The 13274-nt window shown below is 62.7% G+C and carries 13 protein-coding genes; 11 read left to right on the top strand and 2 right to left on the bottom strand.

Annotated elements, in window-relative coordinates; all coding sequences use genetic code 11:
* Window positions 1-267: 267 nt before the first annotated feature.
* The gene (locus MKZ91_RS15065) at window positions 268-1212 is read right to left on the bottom strand and encodes a LysR family transcriptional regulator (protein WP_336171771.1); all 945 of its coding nucleotides are present in this window, start codon (window positions 1210-1212) and stop codon (window positions 268-270) included.
* 238 nt (window positions 1213-1450) lie between these two features.
* Here MKZ91_RS15065 and MKZ91_RS15060 point away from each other — a divergent pair, with 238 nt between their 5' ends.
* The 8 genes from MKZ91_RS15060 (at window position 1451) to MKZ91_RS15025 (ending at window position 8978) form a co-directional block, all read left to right on the top strand.
* A complete protein-coding gene (locus MKZ91_RS15060; RefSeq protein WP_336171770.1) occupies window positions 1451-2656 on the top strand; it encodes an ABC transporter substrate-binding protein in 1206 nt (401 codons plus the stop codon).
* A 4-nt stretch (window positions 2657-2660) separates the two neighbouring features.
* On the top strand, window positions 2661-3443 hold the full coding sequence (locus MKZ91_RS15055) for an ABC transporter ATP-binding protein (protein ID WP_336171769.1): 783 nt from the start codon (window positions 2661-2663) through the stop codon (window positions 3441-3443).
* 1 nt (window position 3444) lies between these two features.
* Window positions 3445-4146: an ABC transporter ATP-binding protein gene (locus MKZ91_RS15050; RefSeq protein WP_336171768.1), complete on the top strand. Its 702-nt coding sequence runs from the start codon at window positions 3445-3447 to the stop codon at window positions 4144-4146.
* 3 nt (window positions 4147-4149) lie between these two features.
* Window positions 4150-5037, top strand: a complete 888-nt coding sequence (locus tag MKZ91_RS15045; RefSeq protein WP_336171767.1) for a branched-chain amino acid ABC transporter permease — start codon at window positions 4150-4152, stop codon at window positions 5035-5037.
* Window positions 5030-6025, top strand: coding sequence for a branched-chain amino acid ABC transporter permease (locus MKZ91_RS15040; RefSeq protein ID WP_336171766.1), 996 nt, complete (start codon window positions 5030-5032; stop codon window positions 6023-6025). Before MKZ91_RS15045 ends, MKZ91_RS15040 begins: the two co-directional genes overlap by 8 nt.
* Window positions 6026-6113: 88 nt before the next feature.
* Complete coding sequence (locus MKZ91_RS15035) at window positions 6114-7709, top strand: GMC family oxidoreductase (protein ID WP_336171765.1); 1596 nt, start codon at window positions 6114-6116, stop codon at window positions 7707-7709.
* Between the two features lie 47 nt (window positions 7710-7756).
* Complete coding sequence (locus tag MKZ91_RS15030) at window positions 7757-7891, top strand: hypothetical protein (protein ID WP_336171764.1); 135 nt, start codon at window positions 7757-7759, stop codon at window positions 7889-7891.
* A gap of 85 nt (window positions 7892-7976) precedes the next feature.
* Window positions 7977-8978, top strand: coding sequence for a Tim44 domain-containing protein (locus MKZ91_RS15025; RefSeq protein WP_442892288.1), 1002 nt, complete (start codon window positions 7977-7979; stop codon window positions 8976-8978).
* 74 nt (window positions 8979-9052) lie between these two features.
* Here the strand turns inward: MKZ91_RS15025 and MKZ91_RS15020 are convergent, their stop codons facing one another.
* Window positions 9053-10078, bottom strand: coding sequence for a LysR family transcriptional regulator (locus MKZ91_RS15020; RefSeq protein WP_336171762.1), 1026 nt, complete (start codon window positions 10076-10078; stop codon window positions 9053-9055).
* Between MKZ91_RS15020 and MKZ91_RS15015 the strand changes: the two genes are divergently transcribed.
* The 3 genes from MKZ91_RS15015 (at window position 10071) to ppk2 (ending at window position 13233) form a co-directional block, all read left to right on the top strand.
* The gene (locus MKZ91_RS15015) at window positions 10071-10559 is read left to right on the top strand and encodes a DMT family transporter (RefSeq protein ID WP_336171761.1); all 489 of its coding nucleotides are present in this window, start codon (window positions 10071-10073) and stop codon (window positions 10557-10559) included. The genes MKZ91_RS15020 and MKZ91_RS15015 overlap by 8 nt on opposite strands.
* 163 nt (window positions 10560-10722) lie before the next feature.
* Window positions 10723-12201 carry an aldehyde dehydrogenase family protein gene (locus MKZ91_RS15010; protein ID WP_336171760.1) on the top strand — a complete coding sequence of 493 codons (1479 nt, stop codon included), beginning with the start codon at window positions 10723-10725 and terminating at the stop codon, window positions 12199-12201.
* A gap of 117 nt (window positions 12202-12318) precedes the next feature.
* Complete coding sequence (gene ppk2, locus MKZ91_RS15005; RefSeq protein ID WP_336171758.1) at window positions 12319-13233, top strand: polyphosphate kinase 2; 915 nt, start codon at window positions 12319-12321, stop codon at window positions 13231-13233.
* Window positions 13234-13274 lie beyond the last annotated feature (41 nt).

The raw sequence follows: 13274 nt of genomic DNA, 5'->3' as shown, positions 1-13274 counted from the left end.
GCCAACCAGGAAACTCTAGAGCGAAGGTCGTCGTCGCCAGCAGCGCCGCCGCCCTCGTCAGTGATCGGGCTTATAGACCCCTCACCTCCGACACGTCAACAGCGATCTTCAAAAAACCTTCAAAAAACGACAACATGTTGATTACAAATATGTTTTTCGACTGTTGATAAAATCGGCAGATTTAAGGATCCGGAAAAGCGGGGCTTTTGCGCCGCAAATCACCCGCTTTGCCTCTTCCAGCACGAACACGGCACCATCCCGTGCAAATCACGGTCGCGACACGCGCCGCCCACCCACCGCCAACGGCGTCGCCTCGCGGGTGAAATAGCCCCGGCTCTCCCCCACCGTCTGCAGCAGAAACTCTCTCACCGCCCTTACCCGCGGCACCGCGACCAGGTCGCGATGACAAACCATCCAGTAGGTACGCTTGAGTTCGATCTCTTCGGGAAGGACAATTTCGAGATCCGGCTCCTCCCGCGCCATGAAGTGCGGCAGCACGCAAAGACCGAGCCCCTGCCGCACGGCCTTCAACTGGGTCAGAATGCTCGAGCTCTGGAAATGCGCGCGCAGCCCCGGCTGCAACTCGCCGAGATAATCGAGGCCGGGTGCGAAGATCATGTCCTCGATGTAGCCGACGAAGCGGTGCGCCGCGAGATCGTTGCGGCTGGTGATCGGCGCATGCTTGGCAAGATAGCTGCGCGCGCCATAGACGTGCAGCGTATAGGGGGTCAGCACCTCGGAGTGATAGGGCCCGGCCTTCGGCGCCGTCAGCGCCACCTGGATATCCGCTTCCTTCCGCGACAGCGACATGATCTGCTGGATCGCCACCAGTTCCAGCGAGACGTTCGGGTAACTTGAAGCAAAGCTCGCCAACCGGTCGGCAAGGAAGAAGTTGCCGAAGCCTTCGAGCGTGCTCAGTCGGACGACACCACGTTGGGCCGTCAGGCCGTCATTGATGTCGAGCTGCAATTGCTCAGTCTCGCGCTCGATGCGCTCGGCAGTCTCGACAAAACGCTGCCCCATGCCGGTCAGGACGTAGCCGCGCGGATTGCGCTCGAACAGCTTGACCTTCAGCGCAAACTCCAGCCGGTCGATCCGCCGGGACACGGTGGCATGACTGGTTCTGAGCCGCCGCGCCGCCGTCGACAATTGCCCGGTGCGGGCGACCGCCAGAAAGAACTGCAGATCGTCCCAGGTGAAATTCGGATTCATGATCGCTCCCATCTGTTCGAAAATGAACAGATCCTGTTTGCAATTTACGGTCGTCGGCGCTTGCATCCAAGCGTTTTTTTCCGGATTGTAACGGACAGAGCCGACATCTGAGGAGCATGTCTGGCCAAATATGAACAGAACGAAATAAACGATCCGGCATCGCTGAACAGCGTGGCGGAAGCGGTGTGCTTTTGCGCGCTTTGTTTCGTGTCGGTTCGAAACCCTGGAGGAGGACATGATGACGAAGAAACTGATCGCAACGCTCGCCGCAATGCTCGCCGGCAGCACCGCTGCTTTCGCCGACGCATCCGACGGCAGGGTCAAGATCGGCATCCTCAACGACCAGTCCGGCGTCTACGCCGACTTCGGCGGCAAGTCCTCCTACGAGGCAGCCTTGATGGCGGTCGAGGATTTTGGTGGCAAGGTGCTCGGCGTACCGGTGGAAGTGATTACCGCCGACCACCAGAACAAGGCCGACATCGCCTCCAACATCGCCCGTCAATGGTACGATACCGAGCAGGTCGACAGCATCATGGAGCTCACCAGCTCTTCGGTCGGCCTTGCCGTGCAGGCGCTGTCGAAGGAAAAGAAGAAGATCACCATCAACACCGGCGCTGCGACCACCGAGCTCACCGGCAAGCAGTGCTCGCCCTATGGCTTCCACTGGGCCTATGACACGCATGCGCTTGCCGTCGGCACCGGCGGCGCGCTCGTCAAGCAGGGCGGCGACAGCTGGTTCTTCCTGACAGCCGACTATGCCTTCGGCTATTCACTCGAGGAAAACACCGGCAACTACGTCAAGGAAAACGGTGGCACTGTCGTCGGCTCCGTCCGTCATCCGCTGGCGAGCACGGACTTCTCCTCGTTCCTGCTGCAGGCGCAATCCTCCGGCGCCAAGGTGATCGGCCTTGCCAATGCCGGTCTCGACACCTCGAACGCCATCAAGCAGGCGGCCGAATTCGGCATCGTCCAGGGCGGCCAGCGCCTGGCGGCGCTGCTGTTTACGCTTGCCGAAGTGCACGGTCTCGGCCTCGAAGCAGCCCAAGGCCTGACGCTCACCGAAGGCTTCTACTGGAACCGCAACGAGGAAAGCGCCAAGTTCGGCAAGCGCTTCATGGAGCGCACCGGCAAGATGCCGAACATGGTGCATGCCGGCACCTATTCGGCCGTGCTCTCCTATCTGAAGGCGATCGAAAAGGCAGGCACCGACGATGCCGACGCGGTTGCCAAGGAACTGCGCGCACTGCCGGTCAACGACGTCTTTGCCGAAAACGGCAAGGTCGCCGAGAACGGCCGCATGATCCACGACATGTATCTGCTCGAAGTGAAGAAGCCGGAGGAAAGCAAGGAACCCTGGGACTATTTCAAGGTGCTCGCCACCATTCCGGGTGCCGAAGCCTTCATCGATCCGGCCAAGAGCGGCTGCGACCTCGTGAAGTCGTAACGCAATGGGCGCACCGGTTCACGAACCGAATGGCGCGCCGCGGGTGGTTCTTTCCGCCCGCGGCCTGCGCCGTGACTTTGGCGGCTTCACGGCCGTCAACAACGTCAATCTCGACGTCCACCATGCGCGCGTGCATGCGCTGATCGGCCCGAACGGCGCCGGCAAGACGACGGTGTTCAACCTGCTGACCAAGTTCCTGCAGCCGACTGACGGCACGATCACGCTGCTTGGCGAAGACATTACCCGCACCGCACCGGACAAGGTGGCGCGCATGGGCCTGGTGCGCTCGTTCCAGATCTCGGCCGTCTTTCCGCACCTGACCGTGCTCGACAATGTGCGCGTGGCGTTGCAACGGCCGAACGGGCTGGCGACCCAGTTCTGGAAGCCGATCTCGGCGCTCGATGGCCTCAACGCCAAGGCCGACCAGTTGATCCGGTCGGTAGGTCTCGACCGGGAACGCAACGCCGTTGCCGCCGACCTTTCCTATGGCCGCAAGCGCGTGCTCGAAATCGCAACGACGCTGGCGCTCGACCCGAAGGTTCTGCTGCTTGATGAACCGATGGCCGGCATGGGCCACGAGGATGTCGGCATGGTCGCCGAAATCATCCGCGAAGTGGCGCGCGAGCGTGCCGTGCTGATGGTCGAGCACAATCTGTCGGTCGTCTCGACGCTCTGCCACCACGTGACCGTGCTCCAGCGCGGCGAGATCCTGTCCGAAGGCGATTATACGAAAGTGTCGGCCGACCCGCGCGTGCGCACCGCCTATATGGGCACCGAGGAGGCCTGAGATGAAACCGCTTTTGAAAGTTTCCGGCCTCAATGCCTGGTATGGCGAAAGCCACATCCTGCACGGCGTCGACCTGACCGTCGGCGAAGGGGAGATGGTGACGCTGCTTGGCCGCAACGGCGTCGGCAAGACGACGACGCTGCGCTCGATCATGGGCATTGTGCGCAAGCGCAAGGGCGAGATCAGTTTTACCGGCGCCGACCTGATGAAGGTGCCGCTGCACCGGGTCGCCCCTCACGGCCTCGGCTTCATTCCCGAGGAGCGCGGCATCTTCTCGACGCTCTCGGTCCACGAAAACCTGCTGCTGCCACCGGCGGTCGCCAAGGGCGGCATGACGATCGACGAGATCTTCGAGCTTTTTCCGAACCTCTACGAACGGCGCAGCAGCCCTGGAACAAAGCTCTCCGGCGGCGAACAGCAGATGCTGGCAATCGCGCGGATCTTGAGAACCGGCGTGCGCATGATGCTGCTCGACGAGCCGACCGAGGGTCTGGCCCCCGTCATCGTCCAGCGCATCGGCGACGTGCTGAAAACGTTGAAGCAGCGCGGCATGACCGTGCTTCTGGTCGAACAGAACTTCCGCTTTGCCAGCAAGGTCGCCGACCGCTTCTATCTGATGGACCATGGCCAGATGGTCGGCGAGTTCCCGGTTTCGGAACTGTCGGCCCGCATGGACACGTTGCATGACGTGCTGGGGGTCTGAGCGATGAGCACGATTTTCGGAATTCCGATGCAGGCCTTCCTCGGGCAATTGCTGATCGGCCTGATCAACGGTTCGTTCTATGCGCTCCTGAGCCTTGGGCTTGCGATCATCTTCGGCCTTTTGCGGGTCATCAACTTTGCCCATGGCGCGCAATACATGCTCGGCGCCTTCTTCGCCTGGCTGCTGCTCTCCTATTTCGGCCTTGGCTACTGGCCAGCTCTGGTCATCGCCCCCATTGCCGTCGGCCTGGTCGGCGCGGTGATCGAACGCACGATGCTGAGACGGCTCTACACCCTCGATCCTCTCTATGGCTTGCTCTTCACTTTCGGCCTGGCGCTGACGATCGAGGGCACCTTCCGCTACCTCTACGGCGCCTCCGGCCAGCCCTATGCGACGCCGGCAGCACTCGCCGGTGGCACCAATCTCGGCTTCATGTTCCTGCCCATCTATCGCGGCTGGGTGATCGTGTTCTCGCTTGTCGTCTGCATCGGCACCTGGCTGGTGATCGAAAAGACCAAGCTCGGCTCCTATCTGCGCGCCGCCACCGAAAACCCGGTGCTGGTGCAGTCCTTCGGCATCAACGTGCCGTTCCTCTTGACGCTGACCTATGCGCTGGGGGCTGCCTTGGCTGCTCTTGCCGGCGTGCTGGCCGCGCCGATCTACCAGGTCTCGCCGCTGATGGGATCGAACATCATCATCGTCGTCTTTGCCGTGGTGGTGGTTGGCGGCATGGGCTCGATCATGGGCGCGATCGTCACCGGTTATCTGCTCGGCGTTGCCGAGGGGCTGACTAAGGTCTTCTATCCGGAGGCCTCCAACATCGTGATCTTCGTGATCATGGCCATCGTTCTCCTGATACGGCCGGCAGGCCTCTTCGGCCGGGATGCTTGATATGACGCTGACACTCGACATCGAAAAACCGAAGGAAAAGAACCCGGTCGTCGTACAGACCGTGTTTCTTGGGATCGGACTGGCGCTGCTCCTGCTGGCGCCTTTGTTCTTCTACCCCGTGTTCCTGATGAAGCTTCTGTGCTTCGCGCTCTTTGCCTGCGCCTTCAACCTGTTGCTCGGCTATACCGGACTGCTCTCCTTCGGCCATGCGGCCTTTTTCGGCGGGGCCGCCTATTTCACCGCCCATGCGGTCAAGGAATGGGGCCTGCCACCGGAACTCGGCATCCTCGTCGGCGTCGTCGGCGCGGCCTTTCTCGGCCTGATCGTCGGCTATCTCGCCATTCGCCGGCAGGGTATCTACTTCGCCATGATCACGCTGGCGCTGGCGCAGATGTTCTATTTCTTCTGCCTGCAGGCGGAATTCACCAAGGGCGAGGACGGCATCCAGTCCGTGCCGCGCGGCCACCTCTTCGGCTTCATCGATCTCAGCCAGTCGACCAACATGTATTATTTCGTGCTCGGCGTTTTCGTCATCGGTGTCGCCATCATCTGGCGCATCATCCACTCGCCCTTCGGCATGATCCTGAAATCGATCCGCGAGAACGAAACGCGCGCCGTGTCGCTCGGCTATTCCGTGCGCAACTACAAGCTCGCCGCCTTCGTCATGTCGGCAGCACTCACCGGCCTTGCCGGCGGGGTCAAGGCGCTGGTCTTCCAGTTTGCAACGCTGACGGATGTCGGCTGGCAGATGTCGGGCGAGGTGATCCTGATGACGTTGCTTGGCGGCATCGGCACGCTGATCGGCCCGCTTTTCGGCGCCGGCCTCGTGGTGACGCTGCAGAACTACCTCGCGACCTCGGAATTCCCGGTGACCATCATCACCGGTCTCGTTTTCATGGTCTGCGTGCTGGTCTTCCGCCGCGGCATCGTCGGCGAGTTCTATCATTCGCGGCTCGGCCGCAAGCTTGGATTTGAACACAGACAGTAGCTGGCCCCACCCGCCCCCGTGGGCGGGAAGGAGCCATAGCCCGATCCGGATAGAACAAGGATCGAGCCCCGAACATTGAGAGAGAACCATGGACACGTTCGACTACATCGTCGTCGGGGCGGGTAGCGCCGGCTGCGTGCTTGCCAACCGCCTTTCGGAAAACCTGGGACATCGCGTGCTGCTTTTGGAAGCCGGCGGCCGCGACAACTACCACTGGATCCATATCCCGGTCGGCTATCTCTATTGCATCAACAATCCGCGCACCGACTGGTGCTTCACCACGGCGGCGGAAGAGGGGCTCAACGGCCGCTCGCTCGGTTATCCCCGCGGCAAGGTGCTCGGCGGCTGCTCGTCGATCAACGGCATGATCTACATGCGTGGACAGGCTCAGGACTATGATCACTGGCGCCAGCTCGGCTGCTCCGGCTGGGGCTGGGACGACGTGCTGCCGCTGTTCAAAAAATCCGAGGACCATTATCGCGGCGCCAACGAGATGCACGGGGCCGGCGGCGAGTGGCGGGTGGAAAAGGCGCGGGTGCGCTGGGACGTGCTCGACGCGTTCCAGAAGGCGGCAACCGAGGCCGGCATCCCGGAAACGCCGGACTTCAACCGCGGCAGCAACGAGGGCTCGGGTTACTTCGACGTCAACCAGCGCTCCGGCATCCGCTGGAACACGGCAAAGGCGTTCCTGCGCCCGGCGCAAAAGCGCGGCAACCTGACGGTGCTCACCAAGGCGCATGTGCGCAAGCTGATCATCGAGGGCGACCGCATCGCCGGCGTCGAGTTCCAGCACGACGGCGTGGTGAAACGCGCCCGTGCGACCCGCGAGACCGTGCTTTCGGCCGGCGCCATAGGCTCGCCGCATATCCTCGAACTCTCCGGCATCGGACGCGGCGACGTGCTTCAGGAAAACGGCATCGAAGTCCGGCATGAGCGGCCGGGCGTCGGCGAAAACCTGCAGGATCACCTGCAATTGCGCATGGCCTACAAGGTGACGGGCGTGCCGACGCTCAATGAAAAGGCCAACTCGCTCTTCGGCAAGGCGTCGATCGGTCTTGAATATCTGCTGAAACGCTCCGGCCCGATGGCGATGGCGCCGAGCCAGCTCGGCATCTTCACACGGTCCGGTCCGGAGAAGGAAACGCCCGATCTGCAGTATCACGTCCAGCCGGTTTCGCTCGACAAGTTCGGCGAGCCCGTTCACTCCTTCCCGGCAATCACTGCCAGCGTCTGCAATCTCAGACCGGAAAGCCGTGGCTCGGTACACCTGAAGGGTCCGGACTTTGCCGCGGCGCCGGACATCCGACCGCGCTATCTCACCGCCGAAGCCGACCGCAACGTCGCCGTCAGCGCCATCCGCATGACACGACGCATCGTCAAGCAGCCGTCTTTCGCCCGCTTCAACCCGGTCGAGTTCAAGCCGGGCCCATCCTATGAGAGCGAAGACGACCTGAAACGCGCAGCCGGCGATATCGGCACGACCATCTTCCACCCGGTCGGCACCTGCCGCATGGGTGCCGATCCGGACAGCATCGTCGATCCCGAGCTGCGGTTGCGGGGGCTCAAGGGGTTGCGTATTGCCGACGCCTCGATCATGCCGACGATCACCTCGGGCAACACCAACTCGCCGACGATCATGATCGCCGAAAAAGCGGCAAGCCTGATCCTCGCGGCCAATCGCTAGCGCAGTTCCAGCAAAGGTCTGCAACGGTTTTGCGTCCGGAAATGCCAATGCCTGATGCCATCGAAGGTGCTGATTCCACGCCGGAATCAGCCCACCGAGTGCGGGTGGATAACGGTAAACTGGCCAAAAATCGACGCGAAAAGCTTAAATCTCAGGCTTTGAGCCCCTATATCAGCCCCTGATGGCCCAGTTCTGGGCCCAAGCAAGATCTAAGGGGTTGTGATGGCAATGCAGCGATTTGGGCGATTTGGACGAACTCTGGCAATGATGGCGATCGGCATGACCGTCGCGCTGACCGTTGTGGACGTCGCCGAAGCGCGGCGTTCGGGCGGCGGCTTCGGCAGCCGCGGCACCCGTACGTTTTCGCAGCCGCCGGTCACCCGCACGGCGCCGACCAACGCAGCACCGATCGACCGCTCGATGACACCGCGGCAGGACGCTGGCCCTGCCGCCACCAATCCGGCAGCCGGCCAGACGCGCCCGACCAACGCCACCCAGCCGAACGCCCGTCCGGGCTTCTTCAGCGGCTTCGGCGGCTCGCTGCTCGGCGGTCTGATGGTTGGCGGCCTCATCGGCATGCTGATGGGCGGCGGCTTCGGCGGTGCGGCCGGTTTCCTCGGCCTGATCGTGCAGATGCTTTTGATCGGTGGCCTGATCATGCTCGCCATGCGCTTCTTCGGCCGCAACCGTCAGCAGACGGCCTATGCCGGTCCGTCCGAGCGCTCGTCGGGTCAGTCGAACGGCATGCCGTCGTTCAAGATTCCGAGCATCGGCGGTGGCCAACCGGCGGGACAGGCGAACGCGCGCCCCATGGCAGCCCCTGCCCCGGCACCTGTCACCGACGGCCCTGCGGATGAAATCGGCGTTCAGTCGTCCGACCTCGACCAGTTCGAAAAGATGCTGAAGGACGTTCAGGCCGCCTATGCCGCGGAAGACTACGGCACGCTGCGTCGCCTGACGACGCCGGAAGCCATGTCCTATCTCGCCGAAGAGCTCAGCGACAACGCAACGAGTGGCGTGAAGAACGATGTCCGTGACGTGCACCTTGTCCAGGGCGACGTGGCGGAAGCCTGGTCGGAAAACGGAACCGACTACGCGACCGTTGCCATGCGTTACGAAAGCATCGACGTGATGCGCGACCGCGCCACCGGCAAGGTGATCAGCGGCGATCCGGACAATCTGACTGAAGCCGTCGAGCTCTGGACCTTCGTCCGCAAGCCGGGTGCGGAATGGCAGGTTTCGGCGATCCAGGGCGTCAGCCACGACTGACGCCAAACAAAGTCCTTGAAGAAGGCCCGGTCGGCACCGCCGCACCGGGCCTTTTCAGTTTCGGGATCGCATTCTCAAGGCGACACGATGCCCGAAACATTCTCCAACGGCGCGAGCATACCGGCGATCAGGTCTCGGACCCAACGATGGGCGGGGTCGCCGTCGCGCCGGCGGTGCCAGATCTGCCTGAAGGCAAAGGGCGGGATGGCAAAGGGCGGATCAAAGACCGTCAACGGCCCGGCCTCAGCAGCGTTCGGAAGGATACGGCGCGCGACCGTCAGCACGAGATCGGTTCCGAGCACCAGGCCGGGTGCGGCGCTCCAATGGGGCAGCGCCAGGGCGATGCGGCGTTTGTGCCCCACCGCCGCCAAAGCCAGGTCGATCTCGTTGCCGGTGTCGCCGCGCAGCGAAACGAGAACATGCGGCCGCTCCAGATACGCGGCGAGGGCCATCGTCCTTTCACCGCCAAGGCTCGCGGCATCGGCCAGGCAGGCGAAGTCCTCCTCAAACAAAAGCGATGTCCTCAGATCCTCGGCCAGCGTCGGAAACACGCCGAGCGCCAGGTCGATCTCGCCGTCGACCGCTTGCGACATCATCACTTCACGGCTCGCCTGGCTGACGATGAGATCGACGTTTGGCGCACGCTGACGCAACGTCGCCATCAACTGCGGCAGCAGAACCAGTGCCGCGTAATCAGACATCGCCAGCCGAAAGACATGGCGTTCTCGCGCCGGATCGAACGCTTGCGATCCCACGAGCTGGCGCATGTGCGCCAGGGCCTCGGCGAGCCGCGGCGCGATCTCCAGCGCCCGCAACGTCGGTTCCAGTTGTCCGCCATGGCGCACGAGCAGCGGATCGTCGAACAGGGACCGCAAGCGCGCCAGCGCATGGCTGACCGCCGGTTGGCTCTTGTTCAAGCGGATGGCCGCACGTGAGACATGGCGCTCGGTCAGCAGTGCGTCGAGCACCACCAGCGAGTTCAGGTCAATTCCAGCGAGATTATTCATAGAACGAATATAGCATGTGCGATTTTGGAATTTCCATTCCTCAAGCTGATAGGAGAGAATGGGGCAATCAAGAAGGAAAACAACAATGCCCACACTCTCCTCCCTCCTGTTGCTTGCCGCAGCCGTCTTCGCCGGCGCCGTCGTCCCCCTCCAGGCCGGCGCCAATGCCACTCTTGGTCGCCTCCTCGGCCATCCGCTCTGGGCGACGGTCGTCTCTCTCGGCGTCAGCCTGGCTCTCGTCTTGCCGATGCTGATCGCCTTCCGGGCGCCGTTGCCAAGTCTCGCGGTGGCATTCAAGGGTCCGTGGTGGCTCTGGATCGGCGGCGTCGCCGGCGTGATCTACATCACCGCGGCTCTCCTCCTTGCGCCGAAGCTCGGCGCGGCAAGCTTCATTGTCGCCGTGATCGCCGGTCAAATGGTCATCTCCATGATGATCGACCATTTCGGCCTGATGGGCTTTCCGGTGAAACCGGTCAATGCGGCACGGCTCAGCGGCCTGCTTTTGATCATCGGCGGCATGATCGTCACCCAGATCGCGAATGCCTCTCCTGCATTGGCGAGCGTGACGCGCTAGCGCTCGCCCACTCATATCAGTTGCCGAACAGGCCAAGCGACTGGACCATCGTGTCTCCCCCAGAGAGCGCCGAACCAAAAACACCAACGCCAGCCGTAACTTGCGGCTGGCGCGTTTCGCTTTCACTGGCCATACTCACACCGGGCTTTTTGAGGGGTATGGCATGCAGGAGCGGTTGTTCATCGACGGCAAATGGGAGAAACCACGGCGCGGGGGCACGTTCGACGTCATCGACCCGGCGACGGAGGAAATCATCCATCGCGCACCCGCGGCAACCTATGAAGACATAGACCGGGCCGTGAAAGCCGCTCGTATCGCCTTCGACAATGGCGGCTGGCGGCAACTATCCGGCACTGAGCGCGGCGCCTATCTTCGCGCAATCGCGGCCAAGATCGAGGAGAAGCGTCATTCGCTGGCGCGGCTCGAGGTGGCCGACAATGGCAAGCCTCTGCCGGAAGCGTTGTGGGATATTGACGATGCCGCCGGTTGCTTTCGCTACTATGCCGGCCTTGCCGAGGAACTGGACACCGACCCCGAGGAGACGATCGCCGTCAGCGACAGCCGTTTCACGGCGCGCGCCGTGCGCGAACCGCTTGGCGTCGTCGGCGCGATCACGCCGTGGAACTATCCGCTGCTGATGGTGTCGTGGAAGGTGGCGCCGGCGCTGGCCGCCGGCTGCACTATCGTGCTCAAGCCTTCGGAGTTGACGCCGCTGACAGCACTTGAGCTCGGCGTCATTGCCGAGGAGGTGGGGCTCCCCCCAGGCGTGCTCAACATCGTGACCGGCACCGGCCAGGACGCCGGCCAGCCGCTCACCGAACATCCGCTCGTCGACAAGCTCGCCTTCACCGGTTCCGTGGTGACCGGCCGCAAGGTGATGATGGCCGGCGCCCAGGACATCAAGAACGTCAGCCTGGAACTCGGCGGCAAGTCGCCCTTCGTCGTCTTTGCCGATAGCGATATCGACAGGGCCGTCGAATGGATCATGTTCGGCATCTTCTGGAACCAGGGCCAGGTCTGCTCGGCGACCTCGCGCGTGCTCGTCGAGGAGGAGATCTACGAGGCGGTCGTGAAGCGACTGTGCGAGGAGGCTGCCAAGATCACCATCGGCAACGGACTGGAAGACGGCACCCTGCTCGGGCCCATCGTTTCCAGGGGCCAGTACGACAAGATCATGGGCGCGATCGACCGGGGCCGTCAGGACGGCGCCACGGTGGCCGCCGGCGGCGGTCGCCCGGCCAACCTCAATACCGGATTCTTCATCGAGCCAACGGTTCTTATCGATATGCGCGAGGACAGTTTCGTCTGGCGCGAGGAAATCTTCGGCCCGGTCGTCTGCGTCAAGCCCTTCCGCGAGGAGGCCGATGCGATCCGCATGGCCAATGACAGCCGCTTCGGTCTGGCTGCCGCCGTCATGTCGGCCGACAAGGAACGTTGCGAGCGCGTCGCCCGCGCTTTTCGCGCCGGCATCGTCTGGATCAATTGCTCGCAGCCAACCTTCCCCGAAGCGCCATGGGGCGGCTACAAGCAATCGGGCATCGGCCGGGAACTCGGCCGCTGGGGCCTGTCCAACTATCTCGAGACCAAGCAGATCACCAGTTTCGACGCGGACGAGCCCTGGGGCTGGTATCTCAAGGGATAGTGGCGAACGGGCCCAGCTGCCCCGTCGTCAAATTCCCTTCATGCGCCTGTGAAATAAGCCGACTAACGATAGCATCGCCAAAAGCTGTCGCTGGGCACATCGTATCCGGAGGGTCAGATGAACAGTTCGAACGACGAAACACAGGACTGGCTGGAAGCGGAACTGGCCGACACGCTCGATGAGGATTACGAGCTCGAGCTCTCCGAACCGGCGCTGTCGGAAGAGATCCGCAAGATCTACCGAAAGAGCCACCCGCCATCGATCCCGCGTATCGAATATTTCCGCACGCTTTTGAAGCTGCAGTCGGAACTGATCAAGCTTCAGGACTGGGTCGTCTACCACAAGGAAAAGGTGGTGGTGATCTTCGAGGGCCGTGATTCCGCCGGCAAGGGCGGTGTCATCAAGCGCATCACCCAGCGGCTCAATCCGCGCGTCGTGCGCGTCGCCGCATTGCCGGCGCCGTCCGACCGCGAAAAGACGCAATGGTATTTCCAGCGCTACGTGCCGCACCTGCCCGCCGGCGGCGAGATCGTGCTCTTCGACCGCTCCTGGTACAATCGCTCCGGCGTCGAGCGCGTCATGGGCTTTGCCACCGAAGATCAGGTCGAGCAGTTCTTCGACGACGTGCCGGAATTCGAGCGCATGCTGGTGCGCTCCGGCATCCGGTTGGTGAAGTACTGGTTTTCGATCACTGACGAGGAGCAACAGATGCGCTTCCTGGTGCGCATCCACGATCCCTTGAAGCAGTGGAAGCTCTCGCCGATGGACCTGCAGTCGCGGGTACGCTGGGAAGGTTACACCAAGGCCAAGGAAGAGACCTTCGCTCGCACCAACATCCCGGAAGCCCCCTGGCACATCGTCGAAGGCAACGACAAGAAACGCGCCCGGCTGAACTGCATCGACCATCTCTTGACGCAGATCCCCTACGAGGACGTACCGCACGAGGAAATCTCGCTGCCGGAACGCGTCTTCAACCCGGACTACGAGCGCAAGGTGCTGCCGCCGGAGCTCCACGTGCCGTCGAAGTACTGACGGCGAAGGAAAGACCTTCGTCCGTACGCCGTTGAAAGCGA

This window comes from Ensifer sp. MJa1, from assembly GCF_037026475.1.
Classification (GTDB): domain Bacteria; phylum Pseudomonadota; class Alphaproteobacteria; order Rhizobiales; family Rhizobiaceae; genus Ensifer.
Note: the sequence above shows the minus strand (reverse complement) of the source record. Positions and strands in the feature narration are given on the sequence as shown.

Excerpts from the sequence above, each read along its gene's own strand:
- MKZ91_RS15065 (WP_336171771.1), bottom strand. The coding sequence starts at position 1,212 with ATGAATCCGAATTTCACCTGGGACGATCTGCAGTTCTTTCTGGCGGTC.
- MKZ91_RS15060 (WP_336171770.1), top strand. The coding sequence starts at position 1,451 with ATGACGAAGAAACTGATCGCAACGCTCGCCGCAATGCTCGCCGGCAGC.
- MKZ91_RS15055 (WP_336171769.1), top strand. The coding sequence starts at position 2,661 with ATGGGCGCACCGGTTCACGAACCGAATGGCGCGCCGCGGGTGGTTCTT.
- MKZ91_RS15050 (WP_336171768.1), top strand. The coding sequence starts at position 3,445 with ATGAAACCGCTTTTGAAAGTTTCCGGCCTCAATGCCTGGTATGGCGAA.
- MKZ91_RS15045 (WP_336171767.1), top strand. The coding sequence starts at position 4,150 with ATGAGCACGATTTTCGGAATTCCGATGCAGGCCTTCCTCGGGCAATTG.
- MKZ91_RS15040 (WP_336171766.1), top strand. The coding sequence starts at position 5,030 with ATGCTTGATATGACGCTGACACTCGACATCGAAAAACCGAAGGAAAAG.
- MKZ91_RS15035 (WP_336171765.1), top strand. The coding sequence starts at position 6,114 with ATGGACACGTTCGACTACATCGTCGTCGGGGCGGGTAGCGCCGGCTGC.
- MKZ91_RS15030 (WP_336171764.1), top strand. The coding sequence starts at position 7,757 with ATGCCTGATGCCATCGAAGGTGCTGATTCCACGCCGGAATCAGCCCAC.
- MKZ91_RS15025 (WP_442892288.1), top strand. The coding sequence starts at position 7,977 with ATGGCGATCGGCATGACCGTCGCGCTGACCGTTGTGGACGTCGCCGAA.
- MKZ91_RS15015 (WP_336171761.1), top strand. The coding sequence starts at position 10,071 with ATGCCCACACTCTCCTCCCTCCTGTTGCTTGCCGCAGCCGTCTTCGCC.
- MKZ91_RS15010 (WP_336171760.1), top strand. The coding sequence starts at position 10,723 with ATGCAGGAGCGGTTGTTCATCGACGGCAAATGGGAGAAACCACGGCGC.
- ppk2 (WP_336171758.1), top strand. The coding sequence starts at position 12,319 with ATGAACAGTTCGAACGACGAAACACAGGACTGGCTGGAAGCGGAACTG.